Origin of the sequence: Hamadaea tsunoensis DSM 44101 (genome assembly GCF_000428945.1) — a bacterium.
Classification (GTDB): domain Bacteria; phylum Actinomycetota; class Actinomycetes; order Mycobacteriales; family Micromonosporaceae; genus Hamadaea; species Hamadaea tsunoensis.
In genome coordinates, this window is the sequence record NZ_AUAX01000015.1 from 261,597 (window position 1) to 281,949 (window position 20,353).

The window sequence follows — 20,353 nt, forward strand, 5'->3', positions numbered from 1 at the left end:
CGGCCGCTACGGCAGGCCCCACGCCGTACCCGGCCGGGAGATCGCGACCGGGGCGATCGCCGGGGTGCCGGTGTCGGCCGCGGGGCGTACGAGGACCTGACGGCCGCGGGGCAGATCGATCTGGATCACCCCGTCGCCGAGGTCGCTCCAGGCGGCCGTCGTGCCGTCGTCGAGCGTCACCGACAGGGCCGCCGAGACACTCGTGACGTCCAGGCGGTCGAGGTTCGGTCCGCCGTTGGCCGTGGTGGACTCCAGGCGTACCGTGTTGGCTCCGGCGAGGAACGCGGCCGGGACCGCGGCCACGGCCCAGGTGTCCCACGAGCCGGTCGCCGGGAACGACTGGGACGCGCGGACGACGGCGCCGTTGACGGTGATCGACATGGGACGGTCGACGGCCGTGCCGTTGGCGTAGCGGATCGCGAGGGTCACGGGCCCGGCGGCGGCCGCGGGGATGGACCACTGGACGGCGGCGCCGCTCACGTTGTCGCCGTTGACGAACCCGGTGCCGGTGTAGCCGGTGTGGTTGGACTCGACCACGCCGAGGGTGACGGCGGCGGCCTCGGCCTGGTACTGCACGACCGCCGGCTGCGCCTCGATCTCCAGGTAGTCGAGGTTCGGCCCGCCGTTGACGGTGGTCGCGGCCAGGCGGACGGTGTTGGACCCGGCCGCGAGCGTCGCCGTGAGGGTCAGCGTCGCCCAGCCCTCCCAGGTTCCGGTGGACGGGAATGACTGCGCCGCGACGAGAACCGTGCCGTTGACCGAGATCGACATCGGCCGGTCGACCGTGGTCCCGTTGGCGTAGCGGATGCGCAGTGTGTGCGGGCCGGCCGCGACAGCGGTCACGCTCCACTGCACCGAGGCGCCGACCGCGTTGTCCCCGTTGACGAAGCCCGTCCCGCTGAACCCCGGATGGTTGAACTCGACGACACCTTGGGTGATCGTGGCGTTCTCGGCCTCGTGGCGTACCGCGGTGGAGATGCCGTGGCGCAGGCGCAACGGTTCACCGGCGAGGCTGCGTACCGCGACCCAACGGGTGGTTCCCGCCGAACGCACGGCGCTCACCAGGAAGGCGCCCTGGGTGCGGAAGTCCTTGAGCGTCACGTCCGCCCAGGCCGAGGGGACGGCCGGGAAGACGCGTACGGTGTCGCCCCAACTCGTGCAGAGCAGGTCGAACAACGCCTGCGAGAAGGACAGCGGAGTCTCGACCACCGGGCCGGACTCGGTGTACATCGTGTTGGCCCGGATCGGGTAGGACACCGAGGTGTCGAAGAACGTGTTCAAATAGGACAATGCCGTGTCGCCGCGGCCCATCTGCCCGTAGAACGAGGCCGCGCCGGTGTAGCTGTAGCCGCGATGCGCGCCGGTCAGCCCGATCCAATGGTCGACCGACGTCTGGATGAGACCCCGGTTGGCCGGCTGCTCCCAGTTGACGAGGTAGAGCGGGTAGACCATCAGCATGTGCGAGTAGTGCCGGTGCGACATCGCGAACGGCACGCCGGCGCCGATCATGAACCCGTTCGCGTCGGTCGGGTAGGCCGTCAGCTTGTTCAGCACGTTCTGCCACGTCCCCAGCAACGGGTCCGCGATGGCGAGCCGGTTCGCCGCGTCGATCAGGGTCTGGCAGCCCCAGCGCAGCAACGCCAGGTCGTAGTTGCAGTCCGGCGCGTCCACACCGTACTCGGGCGAGAACGTCTGCGGCAGGTGCATCTTCCCCGCGCTGTCCGTGGTCAGGAAGTGCAGGTAGTAGTTGACCGCCCGGCGCAGGATGGGGAAGATCTTGTCGCGCAGCAGCGTGTCGTCCATCGCATGCCGATAACTCAGCCACGCGTTGTGCAGGGCCCAGGTCAGGTCGCCCACCTCGGTGGTCCCGCTGCCGCCCGGTGTGGGCACCGCGCGGTTGGCGAACATGTCCGAGCTGCGTCCCACCCCGGAAGAATCCGACCTGTACGCGCTGGGCACGTTGTCGATGAGCTGCTGGCGGTTGTCGAAGAGCGTACTGGTGACGGCATCGAGTTCGAGGTGGTTGGACCCGTTGATGAGCCAGTACTCGAGCTGGACGTTGAGGTTCCACCAGACGCCCGGCCACGGCGTAGCCTCCAGCCAGGGTCCCGTCGTCGCCATGACCGGACCGCCGGCGCGCGTACCGCAGGCGGCCTTGTAGAGCTGGATCCAGTGGAACGCCTGCATCCGCTGATCCGGGATCGACACGAAGCTCTTGCGGTAGAAGGCATGCCACCAGGCCCGCTGCGTCGCCTGGTGCGTGGCGAGGGTCTGCCCGGCCGCCGTCTGCACGCGACTCAGCGAGGTCGCCTCCGCGGTCATCGCCGGATAGCTGTGGGCCACGCTGAGCACGAACAGTGAACCCACTTTCTGGTACGCCGTCACCGTCTCCCCGCCCGACAGCAGAGTCTGAACCACCTGGGTGACGGCGCCGACGGTCTTCGTCGTGGGGGCGGGATTGGCCGTGTAACCGGCGGGGGGCGTCTCCGACGCCGCCCGGGGGCTCACCGCCGCCTCCGCGTGGAACGTCCAGCGCACCTGCTCGCCGCCGGTGGCCGTCGCCGAGATGACGAGCACCTGATCGTGGATGAGCGCGGTGAACGTCAGCGTCCCCGAGGAGGTCGTGATCGTCCCGGTCACCTCGGCGTCCCACAACGACAGCCGCCAGTCGACCGCCGAGATCGTCCCCACGGGTTCGAGGGTCAGGTGCCCGACGGGCAGCCGGGCCAACCCGAAGAGGCTGCCGAACTCGGGCCGGTGATCCTGGACCTCGGCGTGCTGGACGGTGAAACGCACTTGGTTCTTGCCCGGCTCCTGGTAGACGAGGGTGCCGAGCCGGCCGTCGCCGAGGAACGGGCCTTCGTGCCACTGCGTCGGCAGGTGCTTCCAGATCAGATCCTGGGCACGCAGGAAGTCCGACCACTGGGTGTCCGTGGTCATGCGATCGTCGATCGTCCACTGTGCTGCGTTCAGGGCCGCCGCCGCCGGCGCCAGGTCGGGGCCGCGATGGGCCGGACCGCCCGTGTTCACGGCATTTCCCGCGCCTGGCGGGAGGGCGATAGCCGCCGACCCGCCCAGCGCGGCCCCGAGAACCGACCGCCGCCGTACGCCGCCCCGCTCGAAGATCTCCATCGTTGCCTCGCTCAATCATCCGATGTTTCGATTGATAGGCAGCCTAACTATCGAATCGCGTGGACGAAAGAGGTAAATTTCGATGAGCTGAACTCCGCGTCCACCACACCGCTCGCGTGGCCGCATCGGCTACTCCGCAAGCTCTCACGATCTTGGCCGTGTCCACATATATGAATGCTTGACTGTCTACTGACATGCATTCAAGATGTTGGCTTATGAACAGCGTGCGAATCGCCCTGGCCGCCGCCGTCGCCCTGACCCTCACCGGCGCCGCCGTCGACGTCGCCGGTCGGGCAGCAGCCGCCAAACCCGTCCCTCAGGAGCCCGGTGTGTGGACCGTCATGACCCCCGCCACCGGCGTGGCAGCGCGTACCGACCGGCGTCCCGTCGCGGGCGCGGTCTTCGACCCGGCCGCCGACACCACGTTCATCACGTGGGGCGGCCGGTTCGAGGACAACTACGCGCAGGCGTACGACCATCACACAGGTGCCTGGTCGGCGCCGGTCAAGGTCGGCGACGGCGACAACGACTCCCACAACTACCCGACGATCGTGCAGGCCCACGACGGGCACCTGCTCGTGTTCCGCGGACTGCACAACCGCGAGCTCCTCGTGGCCCGCTCGCCCCAGCCGCACTCGCTCGCAGGCGTTTGGACGACGCAGGTCATCGCCGCCGGCGACGGCGCGACCTACCCGATGCCGTTCGTCACGGCCGACGGCACCATCTTCGTCTTCATCCGCGAGACCACGCGCGACCTCGACCACGTGACACCGACCGACACCCGGCCGATGAAGTACGTGCGCTCGACCGACAACGGACTGACCTGGCAGAACACCTTCGACCTGACCGGCGGCAAGTACGCGATCGCGCCGACCGGCCGCCCGGACAACATGAACGAGATCTACATCGGACAGCTGCGGCTGGAACCGGCGACCGCCGGGCGCCCCGAGCGCGTACACATCGTCTACACCCTCGCCGGCGGCGGGCCCGAAGGCCACCTGCACGACCGCTACCACCGCAACATCTACTACACGTCCTTCACACCCGGCGACCTCCACTTCCACTCGGCCGCCGGCGACGACCTGGGCACGAGCATCGACGACCCCGAGCAGGAGAGTCTGCTCCAGGTCGCGCAGACCGACCTGCAAACCGTCAATCCGCGTACGCCCGACTACATCTCCCTCGTCGGCGACACGCGTACCGGCCGGCCGTTCGTCGTCTGGATGGAGATCGACACCGACGGCCTACTGCACGACCACACCGCATCGTGGACAGGCGACGGCTGGCTGGCGCAGGAGTTCGCCACGAATGTCCGCGTACGCGAAATGGAGCCGGCCGGGCCGCAAACCTGGCGCGTGTACGCCACACCCGACACCGGAATCGCCACGTACCTCCTCCGCGCGGGCACTCCGAACGCGCACGATTTCTGGCGTCCCGAAACGACGATCGACATCCCCCGCGCGGTGCAACGGATCGAACTCGTCGGCGGGTACCGGGATCCCGTGCGCATCCTGGCCACCGGCGCCGCCAGTGGACGGGACGTCGACACAACGTTCGACGGCGATATCTACGTCGCCGGAGCACCTACCTGTCGCTGAGGGGGCCGCCACCGGACCGCCAGGCGCTCGACCGGTACAGTGGCAGCGACGATTTTGAATGGAATCGGCCCGCCGGCGCGGCCTCTGCTCGGCTTCGCCGATACCCGTCCGGGCGAAGCCGATCCCATTCCCCGAGCTGTTCACCCTGAACGGCCCGGCCCCGCGACCCGAGTTGTGGAGAGCGACATGAGGTTTGGTCGAGTTGCCCTGGCGGTAGCCGGCGCATTGATCGTCCTGGCGGTCGGCGTACCCGCGCCGGCCGACGCGACGAGCGCGACCCCGAGCGCCAGCCCCAGCCCCACGTGCCTGCGACCCCCGGCGAGCGGATCGGTCCTGGAGGCAGGCCCGACGCACCTGACCTTCGCGGTTTCGGCGAACGGCGGCTGCGGGTACGCGCCTGTCACGGTTTCGGTGTACCGCAGCTTCGAGGACGCCAGTGCCCATCTGTCAGCCATCAGTTCCACCGCCGCCACCGTCGAGGCCGCCCAGGCGCTGACCGTGGCCGGCCTGAAGCCGGGCACGCCCTACTGGTACCGCTTCTCGGGCGGCGGCTCCACCTTCGAATCGTTGATCATGGGGCCGGCGTTCACCGCCGCCGCACCGCGGGACTGCACGGCGACCTACGTGCTCGACGGCGCCTGGGACACCGGCTTCGTGGCCCGCGTGATCGTGCACAACAATCTGACCACGCCGATCCACGGTTGGCAGGTGGCCTGGGACTGGCCGGGCCAGCAGGTGATGCACGAGTACTGGAACGGCACCCCCACGTCCAGACTTGGCACCGTGACAGTGACGAGCGCCGACTGGAACAGCACACTCCAGCCGGCTGGGGAGGCGTCCTTCGGCTACGTCGGGGCCGGGCCGGCGCCGGCCACACTGACCGTCAGCTGTGTGGTGACGCCGACGGCCTGACAGGGAGCGGGGATTCCGACACGCTGTAGTACGAAGATCGCCTGACCTGCATTGATCCATGAATGCTTATATTGACGTACAGCGTTTCAGGGCGGAACATCGGTGACAATGTTCCGCCCCCCGCTGTGTGTAGGAGTGGATCTCCCGTGCGCATTTCCCGGTACGCCGTCGCGGTCACCCCCGCGATCCTCGTCCTCTGGTTCACCCAGACGCCCGCAGCAGCGAACGTCTCGCTGATCCAGATCAGTTCGGACACCTTCACGAACACCACGAGTCAGCACGCCACCCAAGTGGAGCCGGACACGTACGCGTTCGGCTCGACGATCGTCATGGCGGCGCAGACCGGCCGGTTCACCGACGGCGGCGCCTCCGACGTCGCGTTCTCCACGTCGACCGACAACGGCGCGACCTGGAGCAGCGGCAACCTGCCGGGCATCACGAAGTTCTCCGGCGGCGGACCCTACGACCGCGTGAGCGACGCGGCGGTCGCCTACGACGCGGCGCACAACGTGTGGATGATATCGACGCTGCCCCTGGGAGAGTCCGGTGGCGTCCACGGTGCCGCCATCGCGACGAGCCGGTCCACCGACGGCGGCCACACGTGGGGCAACCCCGTGATCACGGCGACCGGCGCCGACCTGGACAAGAACTGGATCGCCTGTGACAACACGGCCTCCAGCCCGTTCTACGGCCACTGCTACACCGAGTGGGACGACCACGGCAATGGCAACCGCATCAAGATGAGCACGTCGACCGACGGCGGCCTGACCTGGGACGCGGCCCTGAACACGTCCGGCAGCGCCACGGGCATCGGCGGCCAGCCCGTCGTGCAGCCCAACGGCACGGTCGTCGTGCCGATGGCCTCGGCGACCGAGACGTCGATCCGGGCCTTCCGCTCGACCAACGGCGGCGCGAGCTGGGGCGCTCCCGTGACGATCGCCTCCGTCGGCGCGCACACCGTCCCAGGTGGACTGCGCAGCGGCCCGCTCCCGTCGGCCGAGGTCGACGGGGCCGGCAAGGTCTACGTCGTCTGGCAGGACTCACGTTTCCGCAGCGGCAGCGCCCGCGACGACATCGTGATGAGCACGTCGACCGACGGCGCCACGTGGACGACGGTGGTACGCGTACCGATCGACGCGACCACGAGCACGGTGGACCACTTCATCCCCGGCATCGCCGTGGACCGCGCCACCTCCGGCAGCTCCGCCCACATAGGACTCACGTACTACTTCTACCCGAACTCCAGTTGCACGGCGAGCACCTGCCAGTTGGACGTCGGCTTCATCTCCTCGACCAACGGCGGCTCCACGTGGAGCGCGGCCACGCAACTGGCCGGGCCGTTCACCCTTGCCTGGCTGGCCAGCACGACTCAGGGCCGGATGGTCGGCGACTACATCTCCACGTCCTTCGACGCCAACGGCCTCGCGCACGGCTGCTTCGCCACGGCCACCGCGAACTCAGGCACCACCTTCCACGAAGCGATCTCCACGCCGTCGGCCGGGCTCGCCGCCGCCGCGGGCACGGCCGCCACGCAGGCGTACTTCCTGCCGCAACCGGTGGACTCCGTCCTCGGCGACGTCGCCGACCAGGTGGCGATCGCCCTCGGCGTGGAGCCCATCGGCTGACCGTCGACGTCTTTGGGCCGACCGTGTCGACGCTGGACGCCGAGGCGGTCGGGGTGGTGCACCGCCGGCACGGGCCGTGCACCACCCCGATCGATCACTGCACGAACCGGATGTCCGGCACCCGGCTGGTCACCGTGGCGGCGATGAACCGGGCCCGGGTCTCATACGGTGCGTCGTCGGCGAACACCAACGGCGCGGACGGGGCGTACACGGTGGGGAGGGAGCGGGAACGCCATGTCCCCGAAGGCCGCGATCGGCCGTCCTGTCCATAGCGGAGGCCGGTTTCCGGCCGTGAGTGCGCTGTTTGGCGCTGAGCGTACCGTTGTCCCGGGCGGTCCGGCCCGCGGCTGCGTCTACAAGCTACGGTCGAGCCATGACCGATGCGGTGCCGTGGGATCGGCTCGTACTCGTCGCCACCTCCGCGTGGCTGCTGCCCGACGCGCCCGGGGACGGCCTCGGGCCGGCTCTGGACACCACCGTGGACCTGGACGACGGGCGGCGGCGCTGCCCGGCCTGCCTGACCCCGGCCGAGCGGGAAGCCGCCCGCAAGCGCGGACCGGCACCGTCCACAACCGACGCCGGTACGCCGTCCGCCCGCGCGGTCCACCGCCACGAAGCCCTGTTGCGGGCCATCGTCCGCGACGGCCGGCCCGGCGCCGCCTTCCTCAGCGCACCGGCCGAGCCGCAGTCCCGCTTCGCCCTCGAGGCGCGCCGCGATCCCCTGCCCCACCGCGCGTACGCCCGGGGCCTGGCTGCCGAGCCGGTGCTCGACGACCTCCTCGACCGGCTGGAGTGCCACCTCGTGCTGCCCGCCGACAACTGGGTGCACGCCGAGCCCTTCGTCCTGCGGCACCGCCTGATCATGGACCGGCCCCGGTTCGAGGTGGTCACCGGTTTCCGGCCGGAGACCGACGACGAGCTGGCGTACTACGTGACGCTGGACTTCCGGCTCGTGCGGGTCGCCGACCGTTCGCAGCGCTGGCACCTCGCCATCGTCGTCTGGAGCGAGCTGCCGTTCGGCTCCGAGCACCGTCCCGGCCTCGGCGACGGGCTGGACTGGCGGCTGCGCGAACCCCGCGGGGGCTCCCCGCTGACCCGGCCGGTCGAGCACTACCGGCGGCTGTTTCAGCAGGTGGCCCGGCGTACCGAGGGGTGGCTGCAGGAGCAGCACTACGAGCACAGTCATCTGCAGATCTCGGGCCGCCGCTACATGCAGCCGGACTTCTGGGTGGCCGTGCCGACCAGGCTTCTGCCCGCCGCCGACGACCTCGCCCAGCCGCGCCCGGAGATCCGCGAACTCGCCGCGGCGGCGCTGCGCGTCGACTCGATCGCCGACGACGGCGTCTCCACGTCCGTGATCAACGGCGACTACCTCGTGGTACGCGGCACCGCCAACGGCCGGGACGGCGACCGGGCCGCGTTCCGGCCGACTCGCGTACCCATGTATCTGATCGTCGTCGGAGACGCGCGGCGGTGGCTGCCGACCCGGACCGACCGGCACGTGGACGAGCGCTACCAGCCGGTGGCCGAGAACGGCGTGTGCCTGGAGCACGCCCGCTGCCTGCGGTACGAGATCGCCGCCCGGCAGGAGTTCTGCCTGCGCGACCTCATCGACGCGCTGACCGACATGGAGGCGCACGCCGCCTTCACCCTGCACGACGTTCACCGTGACATGCAGGTCTGGGACAACCATCTGTCCATCTACGAGACCACCGCGGCAGCCGGCGGCCGGCTGTGGGACGCGCTCGCCACCCATCTGCCCGTACGCCGATGGCGCCGGCTCGGCCGCGTCCACCGCGCGGTCGAACTGATGCACCAGACACTCCTGCAGGGCATCGCCGACCTCAACGACCTGACGACGCTCAGCCGGGACTGCGCCGCCCGGGTCGACCGGGCCCGCAACACACTGCGGGAACGCTTCGACGACGGGCTGCGCCAGCGCCGCCACGACCCGGCCGAGGGCGACGATCTACGGCTGGCCATCAGCGGCACGGGCATCTTCGCCCAGCTGGCCGAGAACGCCCAGGACCTCGTCCAGCACGCCGAGCGGGTGTCCGAGCGCTACCAGGACCTCATCGACGCGATCAAGGACGCCTTCGACGAACGGCGCGTACGCGAGGGCGACAGCATCCAGAAGGCGACCAGCCTGCTGGCGCTGAGCCTGTCGCTGGGCACGATCACCGGCATCGTGGCGATCGTGGAGCCGCAGGTGAACGGTACGCAGAGCGCATGGCTGCGGGCCGTGGTCTGGGCGTCGACGGCGATCGTGACCCTCGGTGTGCTCGCCGCCCTGGCCTCGGTCACGCGCCACGGTCTCCTCGGCGGGCCCGGCTACCGGCTCCGCTACAACGGGCGCAAACCGTTGTGGCGCAGGCGAACCGCGGGACTGTGGCGGTTCATGCAGGACTCGTCCACCGAGGCGCTCGAGGCCCACCTGCGCCAGCGGCACGGCGACGATCCGGCCTTCTGGCAACGGCTGGACGACCGGCTGAGCGGCGACCTCGCCGCGATCTGGGACGCCGGCAGCCGCGACCGGTGGTGGCTGCCCGGCCCACGCCGGACGGCGGCGCACATCCTGGCCGCGGCGCAGCGCTCCGCCGACCCGGCCACCGACATCGCTCTGCTGTCCCGGCAGGCCGACGCCTGGGGCATCGTCGCCCTGATCTTCACCGAGCGCGCCATGCGCCTCTACCGCTACCCGCTGCCCAAGCTGAGCCTCCTCTACCGGTGCGTCTCGCGGCTGCCCGGCTCCTACCTCCGCCACGAGCATCTGCCCGCGACCCCCGCCAACATCGTGGCCGAAGCCGAGCTCGACCTGATCCTCGGCCGCCGCTCCGCGCGCGGCGCGAACACCGGCCCGAACGGCGACCTCGACCACCGCCTCGTCGAGGAACAGCCGCCCACGGCGACGGCGGCGCTGGCGGCGATCAACCGCCACCTCAACCACTGAGCGTCCCCACAACCGACTCGACGTGACCGGAGAAGCGTGTCGTACCGGGTGCCTATGATGCTGTGGCATGACGCGTACGACGCCGCCGCGACCGCTGGACCTCACCGCGCTCTTCCCGGAGCTGGCCGCGTACGCGACGACGTCCACCCGGCTGCATCCGCGGCCCGGCACACCCGCGGTCGGCGACAGCTCGGTCGGCGGGCCGCTCCTGTGGCCGGCGGACGAACCCTGGCCCATGTGCGAGGACGGCGACACCCACTACGTCGACGAGTTACTGCCCCCGTCTTCCGTACGCCGAGCGCGAACCGTCTACGCGGCGGCGACCGCACGGGCCGCAGCGACCGGACAGCCGTACGAGCTGACCGACGCGGAGCGGGCGGAGCTGCCCGACGACTCCGCACCGGAAAGCCTTGTGGAGCAGCCCATCCCTTTCGTTGCCGTGGCGCAGCTGTACAGGCGGGACATCCCCGACTTCGCCGGCCCGCAGGACGCGGATCTGCTCCAGATCCTGTGGTGCCCGCTCGACCATCCGGACACCGGCTACAACCCGAGCGTCACGGCGTACTGGCGCCGTAGCTCCGAGGTGGGCCGCCTTCTCGACCAGGCACCGGAGCCGCCTGTCGTCAACGAGAACTACCTCCCCACACCCTGCGTCCTGCATCCCGAGCAGGTACGCGAGCACCCGTACCCGGGCCTGCTCCCCGACGACCTCCAGGCCCGGATCGCCGCCTGGGAACGCGAACACGGCAACGGCCAAGGACCCAGCTACCACTACGACCTCTCGCTGGCACCCGGCTGGAAGGTCGGTGGCTTCGCGAACTGGTCGCTCACCGACCCGTACCCGATGAACTGCGCTGAGTGCGGCGCGACCATGACGCTGCTGTTCACCGCGGACTCCGGCGAATGGCAGGGCGGCGACGCCGGCACCTGGCGACCGGTCGAGGAGACCGGCGACACGTCGGTCGGCCCGACCGACATCGTGATCGGCCGCGGCTACGCCCTGTACGTCTTCCGCTGCCCGGTCTCGTTCCAGCACCCGGTCGCCACCACGATGCAGTAGCCCTCTACAGGCGGCCGATGACGCGTTCGATGCCGGCGCGCTGCGAGGCGATCACGGTCAATGCTGAGGCGGAGTCTGCCAACCGGGCGGCGGTGAAGTCGGCTGGGCCGGCGGGGGTGCGTACGCGCCGTAGACGGGCGGCTGTCCCGGCGCCGGGATCGCCGGGCCCTGCGGTTGCCAGGCAGGCACGCCATGCGCGGCTGCGGGTGTTTTCGGAGAGCCCAGTCCGCCGACGCGGGGCAGGACGAGAGCCAGGAGCAGGAAGACGAATCCGAGGTCGAAGATGGCCTGGGCGGCAGCCCAGAGGTACTCGTTGGTCGAGTCGACGGCGTCGAACGCCTGCAGCGTCCAATACAGCATCGGCAGCCCCAAGAAGGCAAGGCCGAGGACGGCCGACGCCGTCGCCAGTATGCCGTTGCGGCGGACCCGCAGCAGGACTGCGACGAAACCGAGCAGTAGCAACACGAGGAAGAAGCTGTCGTCGATCTTACTGAAGGTGCTGTAGAACTCGGCATCCGCGGCGGCAAGCGTCATGCCTGCAACCTAACCGATCCAGGGGAACGCCGGTACCGTCGTCCGGAGCGTGGTGTGGAACGGCAAAAGGTCCGACGCCAGCGGCCGGGCTCCTGGCGGGGTCTGGGAAACCGCACCGGCACGTCACGCTGCGTACGCCGGAGGACGCCGACCGGCCGGAACTGCTGGACCTGCTCAGGGCCCGGATGAAGTTCACGAGAACGTAACCGCCGGCGTGATCATGGGCATTGTCCGCAGTGGACGATGATGCGATCATGACGCCTCATGGCATTGCGTACACGCACCACCCTCGCCGCCGCGGGCGCCGTGCTGTCGGCGGCAGGACTCCTGGGAGCGGGCTGGCTCGCCGCACCCGCGCGGGCGGCCGCGACCACGACGATCACCGTGGATTTCACCAGCCCGATCGCGGCGTCCCCGGCCAAGAATTTCGGAGTCACCTTCTCGACCTTCGGCGTCGACGGCGGCCCGACCGCGACCCATCCCGCCGACATCGCGGCGCTGACCGATCTCGCGCCCGGGGCCATCCGCGTCCATTTGAAGCCCGACGCGAACGGGAACATCGTCACCGGCGCGGCCGACGGCGACACCAGCATCTCCGGTGACGCCTGGCTGGACACCATCGAGCAGATCGGCGCCGAGCCGATCGTGATCGTCAACCTCGACCAGGCCGACGCGCTGGCCGTGCTGAACTACCTCAACTCCACCGGGCACACCGTTCGCCGGTACATCCTTGGCAACGAGTTCGATCCCAACAGCAAGTCCGACGTCTCCGCCGCCGACTACGTCACCAGGTTCAAGCAGATCGCGGCGGCGATGCGGGCGGTCACACCGGGGCTGGAGATCGGCGGTCCCGCGCCCGCGTACTTCGACGACGGCCGGCTGCACGACATCGTCACGGGCATCGTCACCAACGCCACCGGTACGCAGCGCGCGAGTTTCATCGACTATCACGCGTACGGGTCGGGCGCGGGCGTCAACGCGACGATCGCGCAGTCCACCCAGTACGCCGCCCAGATCGCGCAGCTCCGGACGTGGATCAACGATCCGTCGGTGGGCATCCAGGTCGGCGAGTTCAACATGAACTGGGGCGACGAGTCGCAGAACAACACGCACTTCGCGAGCGTCTGGGTGGCCAACGCGCTCGGCACGATCATCTCGTCCGGGGCCCGGGGGCTGATCTACTCCGACAAGAACAACGCGATGGGCCTGATCGGGCCGAACGGCACTCCGAAGGCGAGCTACATCGGGATGTCGATGTTCACCGGGCAACCCGGCGGGCCCCGGCACTTCGGCAGTCAGGTCGTCCGCTCGTCCACCAGTGACGCCGCCGTTTTCGCGTACGCCTCCCGCGACGAGGACAACATCGTGGTGGTCAACACCGGTGGGGCGACGACCGCGCAGTTGGCCCTGACCGGGGTGACGACCGGCAGTGCCGACGTCTGGCAGAGCGCGGGCGACATCGCCGCCGTTCATCCTGCCGTCAAGACCGGCACGATCGCCATCAGCTCCGGCACCGCTACCACCACCCTGCCCGCGATGTCGATCACGACGTTCGTGGTGAGCGGAACCGGCACGGGCGGCGGGAGCGGACCGGTGACGTTGCCCGGCTTCTCCGACGCGAAGTGGCACAAGCAGGGCACCGCCACGACGACTGCCACGACCGCGACGTTGACGGCGGCGGCCCAGACGTTCTCCGCGGGCTCGGTCTACTACGCCGATCCCGTCGCGTCGAACGGCCTCGGCGCGGCGTTCGACGCGACGATCGGCGGCGGCACCGGCGGCGACGGCATGACCTTGGCGTTGCTCGATCCCGCGTCGACCGGCCGCGTGGGCGGCATCGGCGCCGGCCTCGGTTACAGCGGCCTCACCGGCGTCGCGGTCACCCTCGACACCTTCGACAATGCCACGAACTCCGCCGGAAACCTGGTCGGCATCGCCACCGGCGCGACCGGCTCCACCTTCACCTACCTCGCCTCCACCACGTCGGTTCCGGCGTTGCGGTCGACGCATCACTACGAAGTGGACGTGGCGAACGGCGCGATGACCGTCCGGATCGACGGCGTGGTCAGGCTCACCAGCGCGGTCGCGCTGACCGGCCAGGTGATCGTCGCGTTCACCGCGGGCACCGGCGGCAGCGCCGACACGCACCAGGTCGGCAACGTCCTCGTCACGTCCGGTACGCCGGTGCCGGGCTTCGCCGACCCGGGCTGGTCGCTCTACGGAACCGCCGTCAAGGACGCGACCTCGGCCACGCTCACCGCGGCCGGCCAGCAGTTCGCCGCCGGTTCGATCGTCTACGGCACCGCCAAGCCGTCCGAGGGCCTGGTCGCGGGCTTCGACGCGTACCTGGGCGGCGGGACCGGGGGCGACGGCATGACGGTGGTCCTGCTTGACCCGGCCTCCACCGCGCGGGTCGGCGCGGCAGGCGGCGGCCTCGGCTACGGGGGTCTCACCGGCGTCGCGATCACCTTCGACACCCACCAGAACGGTTCCGACCCCGCCGGCAATTTCGTCGGAGTCGCGACCGCGGGCGCGGGCGCGGGCGACGCCATCAGCTACGCGGCGACGGCGACGGCGATCGCGAACCTCCGCGCCGCGACGCATCGCTTCGTGGTACGGGTAAAGGGGGGCCACGTGCTGGTGACGATGGATGGGGCGCCGATCCTCGACGCGACGGTCATCCTGCCCGGCAGTGTCCTCATCGGATTCACCGGCGGCGCCGGCGGCGATACCGACACGCACCGGATCTCGGGGCTGGTCTTGAAGGCCGGCTGACCGTCTCAGCACCCGCCCGCGCCACCGGAGTCCACGGCGGTGCGGGCGCATCGTCCTGACAGGCGAGTCCGTCGGCCGACGCCCCGTCCCGGGACGAGGTCATCTTCCGGCGCAGGCCGCATCCAGCGCGGTCAGGTACGAGCGCGCCCAGGCCTGGATGTCGTGCTCGCGTATGTGAGCGCGCATGGCTGCCAGTTGCGGGCTCGGTTCGGCGGGATCGGCCTTCAGGACCTCGAGGATGGTGTCCTTGAGCCCCTCGACGTCGTACGGATTGACCAGGTAGGCCTGCGTCAGCTCCGCGGCGGCTCCGGCGAACTCGCTGAGCAGCAGCGCGCCGCAGCCGTCGACGCGGGCGGCGACGTACTCCTTGGCGACCAGGTTCATTCCGTCGCGCAGCGGGGTGACCGCCATGACGTCGGCGGCGCGGTAGAGCGCGGCCAGTTCGGTGCGGTCGAAGATCCGGCTCAGGTAGTGCACGGCGGCGACGCCGAGCCGGCCGAAGTCGCCGTTGATCCGTCCCACCTCGCGTTCGACCCGGTCGCGCAGCAGCCGGTACTGCTCGACGCGTTCCCGGCTCGGGACGGCGACCTGCACCAGCACCGTGTCGGGGGCCTTGAGCCGGCCGTCGGCCAGCAGTTCCCGGTATGCCTTCAGCCGGTGCTCGATGCCTTTGGTGTAGTCGAGCCGGTCGACGCTGAGGATGACCCGCCGCGGGTCGCCGAGGTCGGCGCGCAGCTGGGCGGCCTTCTGCACCACCTCGTCGCGGCTGGCCAGCGCCTCCATCTCGGCGGTGTCGATCGACACCGGGAACGCCCCGCTGGCCGTGATACGCCCGTCGACGCGTACGCCGCGCTCGTCGATGTCCGCGCCGAGCACCTTGGCGGCCAGCTGGTGGAAGTTGTGCACGGCCTGGATGCGCTGGAATCCGACCAGGTCGGCGCCGAGCATGCCGCGCAGCAGCTCGGCGCGGCGCGGCAGCTGCATGAACAGTTCCGGCGGCGGGAACGGCACGTGCAGGAAGAAGCCGATGCGCAGGTCGGGCCGCTGGGCACGCAGCATCGCGGGCACGAGTTGCAGGTGGTAGTCCTGCACCCAGACGACGGCGCCGTGGGCGGCGACGCGCGCGGTGTGGTCCGCGTAGCGCTGGTTGACCCGCTGGTAGGCCTCCCACCAGCGGCGGTGGTGCACGGCAGGTTCGACGGCGTCGTGGTAGAGCGGCCACAAGGTCGAGTTGGCGAACCCCTCGTAGTGGTCGCGGACGTCCTCGTCGCTGAGCTCCACCGGGACGAGGCGCACGCCGTCGACGTCGGGCAGCGGCGGAGTGGGTCCGGGTTTGCCGGCCCAGCCGAGCCAGGTGGCCGGCTTGTTGATCAGCACGGGATGCAGGGCTTCGTTCAAGCCGCCGGGGCTGCGGCGCCATTCGAAGACCCCCTCGGAGGCGGCGGCGTCGTTGATGGGCAGACGGCTGGCGACCACGACTAGCGAGGCGTCCCTCATCGGGGGCCCCCTTTCCGGGCTTTCGCAGACATGAAAACGGTTCGTGCCGGTGTGCGGCATTGATCGGCTCACGCGAACTTGTACCAACTCGAAGTTACGCGGCGGTTACGGAACGCACTTGCGTGGTTCGTGCCAGTTTCCATAGTGGAGTCCGTCGCAGCCGGTGTCATCGGTTCATGGGCCGTGCATCATGGCGATGTCGTAGCGGGTGACGGCTCCACCTCGCCGGTCGTCCGGGCCTGATGTCAGGGTTGCGGTGACGAACGTGGCTACGTCGGCGAAGCGGGAGATACCCAGCCACACCTGGCACACCCTGTCGCCGGCCTTCCGGGCGGCACCTGTCCGCAGTAGCGGTGCACTACCAGGGCACCGGGCCGTCGGCGTTGAAGAAGCCGCCTGTGGGGCCGTCGTCGCCCAGTGTCGCGTACCGCACTACGATCGCGGCGGCCTCGGCGGCGGTCCGCGTGGCCCCGGGTGACATGTCCGTCAGCGTATAACCGGGATCGACGGCGTTCACCTTGATGCCCGTCGGTCGCAGCTCTGTCGCGAACTGAACGGTCAGCGCGTTGACGGCGGTCTTCGACGCCGGATAGGCCGCGGCGTTCCACTCATCCGGCCAATCGGAACTGGTCAGCGCCAACGACGCCGACCCCGACGAAACATTGACGATCCGGCTGCCGCCCGCCGCCCGCAGCAAGGGAAGCATCATGGTCGTGACGGTGAACACCCCGATCACGTTGGTCTCGAACGTACGCCGGAACGCGTCCACGGCCAGCCGGCTGGGCCTGGCATCGTCCACCGCGATCGCCGCATTGTTGACCAGTGCGTGCAGCCGCCCATGCCGGCGGTCGACCTCCTCGGCTGCTGCGCGTACGGACGCCTGATCAGTGACGTTCAGCTCGACACATTCGGCCGCGATCCCGGCCCGGGCCAGTCGCCCCACGGCCGCCTCACCCAGGCTGCGATCCCGCGCGGCGAGGATGGGCACGTATCCCAGCCGGCCCAGCTGCCCGGCGACCTCGAACCCGATGCCTCGATTCGCGCCGGTCACCAGAGCGACCCGGCCACTGTTACCCAGCACCCCGTGATCGTAAGGCCGGAGCCGACCGCATCCCGCAGCACACAGACCACTCGCCACACAGACGAAGACCACCCCGACCAGATGGATGCACCCGCGGCTCATCGCCTTGCCTGTCGCCGATGCTGAAGGGCTGAACGGCTGGGAAACCGCGTAGTCAGAGCGCGACGCATGCTGCCCACAGAGGCCGGCCCGGAGGCTTGCACCACCGGACCGGCCTCTTCGGCTCATGGCTCAGGAGCAGTTGGCCTTGCGGGACCCGCTCCCGACCACGAGGTCGTTGAGCGAGGTGCGCGAGTCGATCCAGACGACGGTACGACCCGTGACCGCGGCGGGCAGGAGTTCGGCACCCGGGGCGCACGAAACCCGGCCGAGCCGTACGCCCGCCAGCGTGAACTGCTGGAGCTTGGGGAGCATCTTGTCGGAGATCCCGCCGTAATAGTCAGCCGACGTAGGGTCCTCCATGATCGTCAGCGTGGTGTCCGATGCCGTCACCATTTCCGCCCGTACGCCGTGACCCGTGCCCTCGGGGATCAGGGAACCCGTGGCCCCGTCGAAGCCGAGGTGCCCGATCGTGTTCTCCTCGACCGCCCAGTTCGCGTCCACCACCCAGTAGGCGCCGGTCGCGGTGATGGTCGGTACGCCTTCCCACTCGGCTTCCGGCGCCTGCCAGCCGTAGCTGGTCTGCCCGGTCGCCAGATCGAACATGTCGACGCCGAGCGACCAGCTCTCCGCCGTCCACTGTTCGTCGATGTAGGCGATGTGGCCATTCTTGACGACGGGCGCCATGACCATCCCGGTGCCGAGGGGTGCAGCGATCGTCTGCGGGGTCGTGGCGTTGCCGCGCAGGTAGTACACGACCGGCAAGTAGTTCGGTCCCGGCTCCGACCAGGCGACCACGTCGCCGTCCGCGCTGAGTCCCGATACCTGCTGACTCGTCGTCCACAGCACCTGGGAAGGGCCGCCCGCGACCCGGGCCGACATGATCTGAGTCTGCCCGGGCAGGTAGGTGCCGTCGTCGGCCCACGAGTCCGGAGTGATCTGGAGCCAGACCACCTTCGTCCCGTCCGTCCAGGGGCTGGCCGCGATGCGGCCGTCAGCCGGGGAAACCTGGCGGGGCGTACCCTTGCCGTCGGTACGGCCGACCCACACGGACAGCGGGGCGGAGCCGTCGGCGTTCGACCGCGTGGCGGCCCACCAGCCACCGGCGGCGCTCGGGGTGATGCCGTAGCCATAGTTGATCTGCGTCGAGGGCACGTTGCCGAGCAGCACCGTGGCGTCGCTGCCGAGCACGGTCTTCTCCCAGCGGTCGGTGATCCCGTGTGCCGCGAACGCATCCTTGACTGCTTTGAGCCGGGATCCGTTCACGCCGAGGTCCTTCGCCGCGGCGACGACGCTGTCGGCCGCGCCGGAGAAGTCGGTCAGCGGCGTCCAGAAGTCGGACAGCGCGTGGTAGACGATGTGGTCAGCGAGAGTGCCGCCGAGCTTCTCGCGAATGTCCCACAGGGCGCCCGAGAAGATCGTCGAGTTGAGGTGCACGCCGCCCGCGTCATACGCGTACTCCGCGGGCATCGACAGGAAGCTTGCCGTCGTGCGACCGTCGTTGAGGTCGCGGAACGCGCAGTCCTTGGGGGCCCGCGTGCGGCACAGGTCGCCGCCGATGAGACCCGCGTTCGGGTCGGCCATCTGGGTGTGGGAGACGGTGACGTCGATCGCGTTGCCGAAGTAGTCGGCCACCGCCTCGTTGAGCGCTCCGGACTGTCCGAGGTAGACGAGGTCGGCCGTGTGCTGGACCACGCCGTGGGTCATCTCGTGCCCTACGACGTCGAGGTCGGCCGCCAGCGGCATGTACTCGGCATCGCCCGTGCCGTAGACCATCTTCTCGTTCACGCTGTCCCAGAAGGCATTGACGAACGGGCTGCCGTAGTACGTCACCCCGACGATCGATCGGATCGCCATCCCCTTGCCGTCGAGGCTGGTGCGCCCCAACTGGGCCGCGTACCAGTTGTAGACCTGGGCGGCGTCCCAGTGGGCGTCGACCGCGCCGACGTCGGTGAGCGTGCCGCCCGCCTTGGTGGTGGGTGACGCGAACTCGGTGAGGCCGTCCGGCCAGACGCCGGAGACGTTCTCCGAGTAGAGCCCGCCGGCGTCCCAGGTGGAGATGACGCCACCGCCCTGGGCGGCCTGGCTCGCGTGGTCCTCGAACGCGTAGCCGCCGTCCGCGGTCTGTGTCAGATGCAACGGCACCGTCGCGCCGTGCAGGGTCGTACCGGAACCGAGCACGTCGCCCTGGACCGACGTCGCCGTGGGCGATCCGGCCGTCCGCGAGCTGCCTGCTCCCGGCGTGGCCACGGTCGCCTGCGCGCTGGACGCCCGTTCGCCGGGCGCGGCGAAGGTCTCGATGCCGCTGTACGCGAGCAGGGGCGACCCGGTCCGTACGTCGAGGTACACCTCCTGCATCACCGGCGCACCGGTGGCCGGGTCGGACCCGTGTACCGTGACGTGCCGAGTGAGCACCCCGGATCCGGTCGGCAGGACAACGAGCCCGTGATCGACGCCGGTCAGCGTCGCGGCACGGTGGCCGGGAGCGTCGGCGATCACGCGCGGAGCCGGGCCGGCGAGCGAACGCTGGACAGCGGTCACGGCGCGCTGTACCGCGGTCGCCGCCGGCAGACCGCGCGGGGTCGTGTCGACGGTGAGTTCGCTGAAGTAGGAACCGGAGGTGCCCGCGACAGTGCGAGACGCGCCGTGCTTCGCGAGCCGGACGACATACTGCGCCCCGAACACCGGCACGCCGTGGTAGCGCTGGTCGAGCCGCACGGTTGTCGTCCCGTCCGGGGCCACGTTCACCGAGTTCGTGGCAAGGTCGCGCGTCGGGTCCGCAATCGCGTACTGGTCACGGTGCGCGGCGAGGTAGGAATGTGCGGCCTGATCGGCCGGGATCGAGGCGTCCACCGGTACAGCCAGGCCGTCCACGAGCGACGGGGTCTGCGTCGGCGTCGTGGCGGCCGATGCGACCGGCACGGCAGCCTCGGACGCCGCGGCCTCCGGCGCGCCGGAGGCCCGCGCGGCGGGGGCGAATCCCGCGACGGCCAGCACGGTCGCGATCGCGAACGCGCCGGAACGATGTCCCCAGGGGGTCGTCCGCCGAGGCACGGGTCGCGCTCCGCCGTCAGGTGGGGTGGGTCGGAG

At 70.1% G+C, this 20,353-nt stretch carries 12 protein-coding genes; 7 read left to right on the plus strand and 5 right to left on the minus strand.

Annotated features, from left to right (window positions below; translation table 11 throughout):
- Window positions 1-6 precede the first annotated feature (6 nt).
- A complete protein-coding gene (locus tag G401_RS47420; RefSeq protein ID WP_051366963.1) occupies window positions 7-3,132 on the minus strand; it encodes a glycosyl hydrolase family 95 catalytic domain-containing protein in 3,126 nt (1,041 codons plus the stop codon).
- A gap of 215 nt (window positions 3,133-3,347) precedes the next feature.
- Here G401_RS47420 and G401_RS47425 point away from each other — a divergent pair, with 215 nt between their 5' ends.
- The 6 genes from G401_RS47425 (at window position 3,348) to G401_RS0121815 (ending at window position 11,277) form a co-directional block, all read left to right on the plus strand.
- Window positions 3,348-4,730: a BNR-4 repeat-containing protein gene (locus tag G401_RS47425; RefSeq protein ID WP_084557453.1), complete on the plus strand. Its 1,383-nt coding sequence runs from the start codon at window positions 3,348-3,350 to the stop codon at window positions 4,728-4,730.
- A 186-nt stretch (window positions 4,731-4,916) separates the two neighbouring features.
- Window positions 4,917-5,642, plus strand: coding sequence for a cellulose binding domain-containing protein (locus G401_RS0121795; RefSeq protein WP_157546078.1), 726 nt, complete (start codon window positions 4,917-4,919; stop codon window positions 5,640-5,642).
- A gap of 146 nt (window positions 5,643-5,788) precedes the next feature.
- The gene (locus tag G401_RS47430) at window positions 5,789-7,267 is read left to right on the plus strand and encodes a sialidase family protein (RefSeq protein WP_051366964.1); all 1,479 of its coding nucleotides are present in this window, start codon (window positions 5,789-5,791) and stop codon (window positions 7,265-7,267) included.
- Window positions 7,268-7,290: 23 nt separating this feature from the next.
- On the plus strand, window positions 7,291-7,539 hold the full coding sequence (locus G401_RS57150) for a hypothetical protein (RefSeq protein WP_157546081.1): 249 nt from the start codon (window positions 7,291-7,293) through the stop codon (window positions 7,537-7,539).
- Window positions 7,540-7,640: 101 nt separating this feature from the next.
- A complete protein-coding gene (locus G401_RS0121810; RefSeq protein ID WP_027344173.1) occupies window positions 7,641-10,217 on the plus strand; it encodes a hypothetical protein in 2,577 nt (858 codons plus the stop codon).
- A gap of 67 nt (window positions 10,218-10,284) precedes the next feature.
- Complete coding sequence (locus tag G401_RS0121815; protein ID WP_027344174.1) at window positions 10,285-11,277, plus strand: hypothetical protein; 993 nt, start codon at window positions 10,285-10,287, stop codon at window positions 11,275-11,277.
- 57 nt (window positions 11,278-11,334) lie between these two features.
- Here G401_RS0121815 and G401_RS0121820 read toward each other — a convergent pair whose 3' ends face one another.
- On the minus strand, window positions 11,335-11,811 hold the full coding sequence (locus tag G401_RS0121820; RefSeq protein ID WP_027344175.1) for a hypothetical protein: 477 nt from the start codon (window positions 11,809-11,811) through the stop codon (window positions 11,335-11,337).
- 264 nt (window positions 11,812-12,075) lie between these two features.
- On the opposite strand from G401_RS0121820, the gene G401_RS0121825 reads away from it, so the two are divergent.
- Complete coding sequence (locus G401_RS0121825) at window positions 12,076-14,586, plus strand: hypothetical protein (RefSeq protein WP_027344176.1); 2,511 nt, start codon at window positions 12,076-12,078, stop codon at window positions 14,584-14,586.
- A 99-nt stretch (window positions 14,587-14,685) separates the two neighbouring features.
- Here G401_RS0121825 and G401_RS0121830 read toward each other — a convergent pair whose 3' ends face one another.
- From G401_RS0121830 to G401_RS0121840, 3 genes are all read right to left on the minus strand, one after another.
- Window positions 14,686-16,083 carry an alpha,alpha-trehalose-phosphate synthase (UDP-forming) gene (locus G401_RS0121830; RefSeq protein ID WP_027344177.1) on the minus strand — a complete coding sequence of 466 codons (1,398 nt, stop codon included), beginning with the start codon at window positions 16,081-16,083 and terminating at the stop codon, window positions 14,686-14,688.
- Window positions 16,084-16,441: 358 nt separating this feature from the next.
- The gene (locus tag G401_RS0121835; RefSeq protein ID WP_027344178.1) at window positions 16,442-17,164 is read right to left on the minus strand and encodes an SDR family NAD(P)-dependent oxidoreductase; all 723 of its coding nucleotides are present in this window, start codon (window positions 17,162-17,164) and stop codon (window positions 16,442-16,444) included.
- Between the two features lie 231 nt (window positions 17,165-17,395).
- Window positions 17,396-20,317, minus strand: coding sequence for a M4 family metallopeptidase (locus tag G401_RS0121840; RefSeq protein WP_157546084.1), 2,922 nt, complete (start codon window positions 20,315-20,317; stop codon window positions 17,396-17,398).
- Window positions 20,318-20,353 lie beyond the last annotated feature (36 nt).